Origin of the sequence: Mesorhizobium sp. M1E.F.Ca.ET.063.01.1.1 (genome assembly GCF_003998155.1) — a bacterium.
Classification (GTDB): domain Bacteria; phylum Pseudomonadota; class Alphaproteobacteria; order Rhizobiales; family Rhizobiaceae; genus Mesorhizobium.
The window spans coordinates 1-4,984 of sequence record NZ_RZSC01000433.1 but is presented as its reverse complement, the minus strand read 5'-3'; the positions used below and the strand labels follow the sequence as shown (position 1 = coordinate 4,984).

Below are 4,984 nucleotides of genomic sequence, written 5' to 3'. Positions count from 1 at the left end.
CATCGAGGGTGAGCGCGCGCCGGTCGACTGGTCGGCGAAGAGCAGTTGCACGTCCTTGGCGCGCGCTTCCTTGCCGTTGATGCGGTAGAGCGAGCCCGCCTCGCGCTCGATGCGGCGCGACACCTGCAGTTCGTCGGCATCGTTGAAGGCGGCGGGCGCCGTGCGGTCGCTATTGTCGAGGAACAGCGTGACTTCGGCGGTGTTGCGGGCCGGCCGTGCGCCAGAGCCGGAAAAGATCACGTCGTCCATGCCGGACGCGCGCATGTTCTTGTAGGAGCTTTCGCCCATTACCCAGCGCAGCGCCTCGACAAGGTTCGACTTGCCGCAGCCGTTCGGCCCGACGATGCCGGTCAGCCCGCGTTCGATGACGAACTCGCCGGGCTCGACGAAGGACTTGAAACCGAGGAGGCGAAGGCGCGAAAACTTCATTCGCGCCGCCCCATGAGCGGGTTCCGCAAAAGTGTTCCGCGGTTTTGCGACGAGAACCCGCGGCCAGACAAATGGGCCAGAACGCCGAAGCGCGATCGCTTCGGCGCGGCCCGGACGTCAGAGCAAAGGGTCGATGATGGCCGACATTTCCTCAATCGACATCGCCCCTTTGTAGGTCTTTCCGTTGATGAAGAAGGTCGGCGTCGAGTCGACCTTGAACTCGTCCGCTCCGCGTTTCTGGACTGCTCTCACATCGTCCAGAAGTTTCTGGTCCGTCAAGCAGGCCTCAAAGGACTCCTGTGTAAAACCGGCAAGCTTGGAGATCTGCAGCAGCGCTTCCTTGGTGTTGCTGACGCCAACCCAGCTCGGCTGCTGCTTGAACAGCACATCGACCATCGGGAAATAGTTGTCCTTGGCGCAGCGCGCCAGCATGAAGCCTGCCTCGGCGCTGGGATCGAACGGGAATTCGCGCAGGATGTAGCGGGCCTTGCCGGTGTCGATGTACTTGGTCTTCAACTCAGGGAAGGTGGTCATGGCGAAATGCGCGCAATGCGGGCAGGTCATCGACGCATATTCTACGATGGTGACCTTGGCGTCGTCCTTGCCGAGCTGCTTTTCGGGCAAAGCGCCGGGCTTCAACAGTTCCGCCATGTCGACCGTGCCTTGAGCCTCCGGCGCCTTAGCGGCGGCCGGCGTGGCCGGCTTGGCTGGCGTCGACGGGTTGGCGGGCTTCACATCGGCCGCCTTCGCGTCCTCGCCAGAGTCGCTGCACGCGGCAAGCAGCGCCACAGCCGGAACGGCGGCCAGCGTGGTCAAAAGGTTCCTGCGGGACAAAGAACGGTTCATGCGAATCACCTGATATCGGTTGGATTTTGCAATGCAAGGGCTAGAAAAGGCGAGAGTTGGCGCGAATTAAGGCATCGCCGTCCCCAATCCAATCGCCAAATTTTTCGGCCGCGATCACGAATACGCGATATTGACGACGATTTTGCAGCACGCCACACCTCTTTTCCCAAAACCGCCGCACACTTTCGGGAGATACGCTCACGGCCTTTTTTGACCCAGAATGGTCGCTCCGAGCCGTTCGAGCGAGGCGCGCAGGCCATCGTCCTCGATCTTGCCGACCGTGCGCGCCAGCTTCGATTTCTCCGCCTCGCTGAGCGGCCTCGGCGCCGGTTTCGGACGGGCTTTTGCCGAAAGGACTGGCTTCTGCAATATCTTGATGCGGCCGATGGCGTTGAAGCCCAGAAAGGCGTTGACGCGGTTGATGACCTCGCCGGCCTCATGCTGCAGATGCAGCGCCGCCATGCCTTCGCAGGCGATGATAAGCATTGCCGGCTCGAACGGATCGTCCTCGTGCAGGCGGCGCGGCCATTGGATCTTTTCCGGGCGCGAGTGGCTGGCCAAGCGTGGGCCGGCGATCTCTTCCCACGATTGCACCAGTCCGATCGAGATGCCGGCGCGCTTCCTCAGCACCGGGTCGAGGATCTCGGTCGCGAGATCGCTCACCGGAACGGGATTGCCGAAGGGCCTTTTCCCTGCCATGTGCGTTCTCCGATCCCAAACCCACCCGATCAATGGCACCGCAAGACCAGACCCGCAAGGCCGCAGCCGAGAAGGCCGTATCCGGAGACGCCGGCGAAAGCGAATCCTTGGATATCTCCGCCCGCCTGCTTGCCTGGTATGACGCGCATCACCGCGACCTGCCCTGGCGTGTAACACCGGGGGCACTCGCGCGCGGGACAAGGCCCGATCCCTACCGCGTGTGGCTCTCCGAGGTGATGCTGCAGCAGACCACCGTTGAGGCGGTGAAAGCCTATTTCCGCAGCTTCCTGGAGAAATGGCCGAGCGTCGAGGCGCTGGCCGCCGCGCCCGCCGAGGACGTCATGAAGGCCTGGGCCGGGCTCGGCTATTATTCCCGGGCGCGCAACCTGAAGGCTTGCGCCGATCTCGTGGCGCGGCAGGGCGGCCGCTTCCCCGACACCGAAGCCGGCCTGAGGCAATTGCCGGGCATCGGCGCCTATACAGCAGCGGCGATAGCGGCGATAGCCTTCGACCGGCCGGCCGCTGTCGTCGACGGCAATGTCGAGCGCGTCATCTCGCGGCTCTATTCGATCGAAACGCCACTCGGCGAGGCCAAGCCAGAGATCCGCGCACTGGTCGAAAAGCTGGTGCCGCAAACAAGGCCCGGCGATTTCGCCCAGGCGATGATGGATCTCGGCGCGACGATCTGCACGCCGCGCCGCCCGCGCTGCATGCTGTGCCCGGTGCGGGAAGATTGCAGCGCGATCCTTTCTGGCGATCCGGAGCGGTTCCCGGTCCGCCTGCCGAAGGACGACAAGCCGCTCAGGCGGGGTGCTGCCTTTGTCGCCCAACGCAGCGATGGCGCCATCCTGCTGCGCAAGCGACCCGACAAGGGGCTGCTCGGCGGCATGACCGAGGTGCCCACCACTGCCTGGACGGCGCGGATCGATGGCGCGACCACGCCAGCTGCAGCACCCTTTCCGGCCGACTGGCGGCGCGCCGGGCGGATCGGCCATGTTTTCACGCATTTCGCGCTCGAACTCGAAGTCTTTCATGCCCACATCAAAGGTGATGTGCCGGGTGGGCATTTCTGGTCGCTGGCCCATGAAATTTCCGGGGAAGCGCTGCCCACCGTCATGAAAAAGGTAATCGAGGCGGCGATACCCGGCGCGACCAAAAAGCGTCCACATTGAAAGGCAGGCAATGACTGAAATCCGTCACATCGTGTTCGACATCGGCAGGGTGCTGATCCATTACGATCCGGACCTTGCGTTCAGCCGCCTGATTCCCGATGCGGAAGAGCGGAAGTGGTTCTTCGCCAATATCTGCACCAGCGAATGGAACCTCGAGCAGGATCGCGGCCGCACGTGGGAAGAGGCCGAGGCGCTGCTGATCGCCGAGCATCCCGATCATGCCGAGAACATCCGCAATTTCCGCCGTCACTGGCACGAGATGGTGCCGCATGCCTATGACGACAGCGTCGCCCTCATGATCGAACTGATCGAAGGCGGCCATGACGTGACCATGCTGACCAACTTTGCCGTCGACACACTTGCTGAAGCCCGCCAGCGCTTCGATTTTCTCAGCCGGCCGCGCGGCGTCACCGTCTCGGGCGAGATCGGCCTGATCAAGCCGGACCGCGCCATCTACGATCATCACATCGCGGCCTTCGGGCTCGAACCATCGGCGACGCTGTTCATCGACGACAGCCAGAAGAATGTCGACGGCGCCAAGGCCGCCGGCTGGCAGGCGGTGCTGTTCACCGACGCCAAGACGCTTCAAGCAGACCTTGAGCGGTTTGGGATTGCGGCTTGATCTGAATCGCTTGCGGCGATCCGTTCACGTCTTGATTCAAGTGCGGTTCGACGATTCCATGGGATCGCCGAACCGCTCTTGAATATTGTTCTTTCGCAATTCCGGACGGAAAACCGCTGGGCGCTTTTCCTGGAATTGCCCTGGCGGATCAGCCGCCTGCCCGCTCCATGCCGAGGCGCGCGATGCGCCGCAGCTCGTCGATCGGGGTCAGCCCGCCGCTGCGCTCATAGTGCCAGAAGGTCCAGCCGTTGCAGGCATCCAGCCCCTGCACTTCGGCGCCGATCTTGTGGATCGAGCCGGCGCTGTCGCCGATGGCCAGCGTGCCGTCGGCGCGCACCTTGGCGGCCCAGCGCTTCTTGGCGTCATAGAGCGTGGCGCCCGGCGCCACCAGGCCGGTGTCGATCAGGCTGATGAAGGCGACGCGCGGCTCGGCGCGCTTGCCGGAAAGCACGGTGAGGTCGGCGCCATCAAGCGGGCGAACAGCTGCGATACGCTCGTTGGCGGCGTCTATATAGGCCTGCTCGCGCTCGATACCGACGAAGTGGCGGCCGAGGCGCCTGGCGACGGCGCCGGTGGTGCCCGAGCCGAAGAAGGGATCGAGCACGACGTCGCCCGGCTTGGTCGAGGCCATCATGATGCGGGCAAGCAGCGCTTCCGGCTTCTGCGTCGGATGCAGCTTGTTGCCGTTGTCGTCCTTCAGGCGCTCGCCACCGGTGCAGATCGGGAACAGCCAGTCGGAGCGCATCTGCAGGTCGTCGTTCGACGCTTTCAGCGCTTCGTAGTTGAAGGTGTAGCCCTTGCCCTTCTGGTCGCGCGAGGCCCAGATCATCGTCTCATGCGCGTTCTGGAAGCGGCGGCCGCGGAAATTCGGCATCGGGTTGGTCTTGCGCCAGACGACGTCGTTGAGGATCCAGAAGCCGAGATCCTGCATCCTCGCGCCGACGCGGAAGATGTTGTGGTAGGAGCCGATGACCCAGATGGTGCCGTTGGGCTTCAGCACACGGCGTGCCGCGAGCAGCCAGGCGCGGGTGAAGGCATCATAGGCCTCGAAGCTCTCGAACTGGTCCCAGTCGTCGTCGACGGCGTCGACCTTGGACTGGTCCGGCCGGTGCAGGTCGCCGTCGAGCTGCAGATTATAGGGCGGATCGGCGAAGATGACGTCGATCGACTTTTCCGGCAGACGATCGAGGGCCGCGACGCAGTCGCCTTTCAGGAT

General features: G+C 63.8%; 6 protein-coding genes. 2 read left to right on the top strand and 4 right to left on the bottom strand.

Annotated elements, in window-relative coordinates; translation table 11 throughout:
* The 3 genes from EOA29_RS24685 to EOA29_RS24675 all read right to left on the bottom strand — a co-directional run.
* The coding region (locus EOA29_RS24685) for an AAA family ATPase (protein WP_145969776.1) at positions 1-429 on the bottom strand (429 nt) is incomplete at its 3' end.
* Positions 430-546: 117 nt separating this feature from the next.
* Complete coding sequence (locus EOA29_RS24680) at positions 547-1,275, bottom strand: DsbA family protein (protein WP_127221742.1); 729 nt, start codon at positions 1,273-1,275, stop codon at positions 547-549.
* 198 nt (positions 1,276-1,473) lie between these two features.
* The gene (locus EOA29_RS24675) at positions 1,474-1,974 is read right to left on the bottom strand and encodes a DUF721 domain-containing protein (RefSeq protein ID WP_127221740.1); all 501 of its coding nucleotides are present in this window, start codon (positions 1,972-1,974) and stop codon (positions 1,474-1,476) included.
* A gap of 32 nt (positions 1,975-2,006) precedes the next feature.
* On the opposite strand from EOA29_RS24675, the gene mutY reads away from it, so the two are divergent.
* Both mutY and EOA29_RS24665 read left to right on the top strand, forming a co-directional pair.
* A complete protein-coding gene (mutY, locus tag EOA29_RS24670) occupies positions 2,007-3,146 on the top strand; it encodes an A/G-specific adenine glycosylase (protein WP_127221738.1) in 1,140 nt (379 codons plus the stop codon).
* A gap of 10 nt (positions 3,147-3,156) precedes the next feature.
* Positions 3,157-3,768 (top strand): HAD family phosphatase, encoded by a 612-nt coding sequence (locus tag EOA29_RS24665; RefSeq protein WP_127221736.1) that lies wholly within the window; start codon positions 3,157-3,159, stop codon positions 3,766-3,768.
* 148 nt (positions 3,769-3,916) lie between these two features.
* Here the strand turns inward: EOA29_RS24665 and EOA29_RS24660 are convergent.
* The coding region (locus EOA29_RS24660) for a site-specific DNA-methyltransferase (protein WP_145969775.1) at positions 3,917-4,984 on the bottom strand (1,068 nt) is incomplete at its 5' end.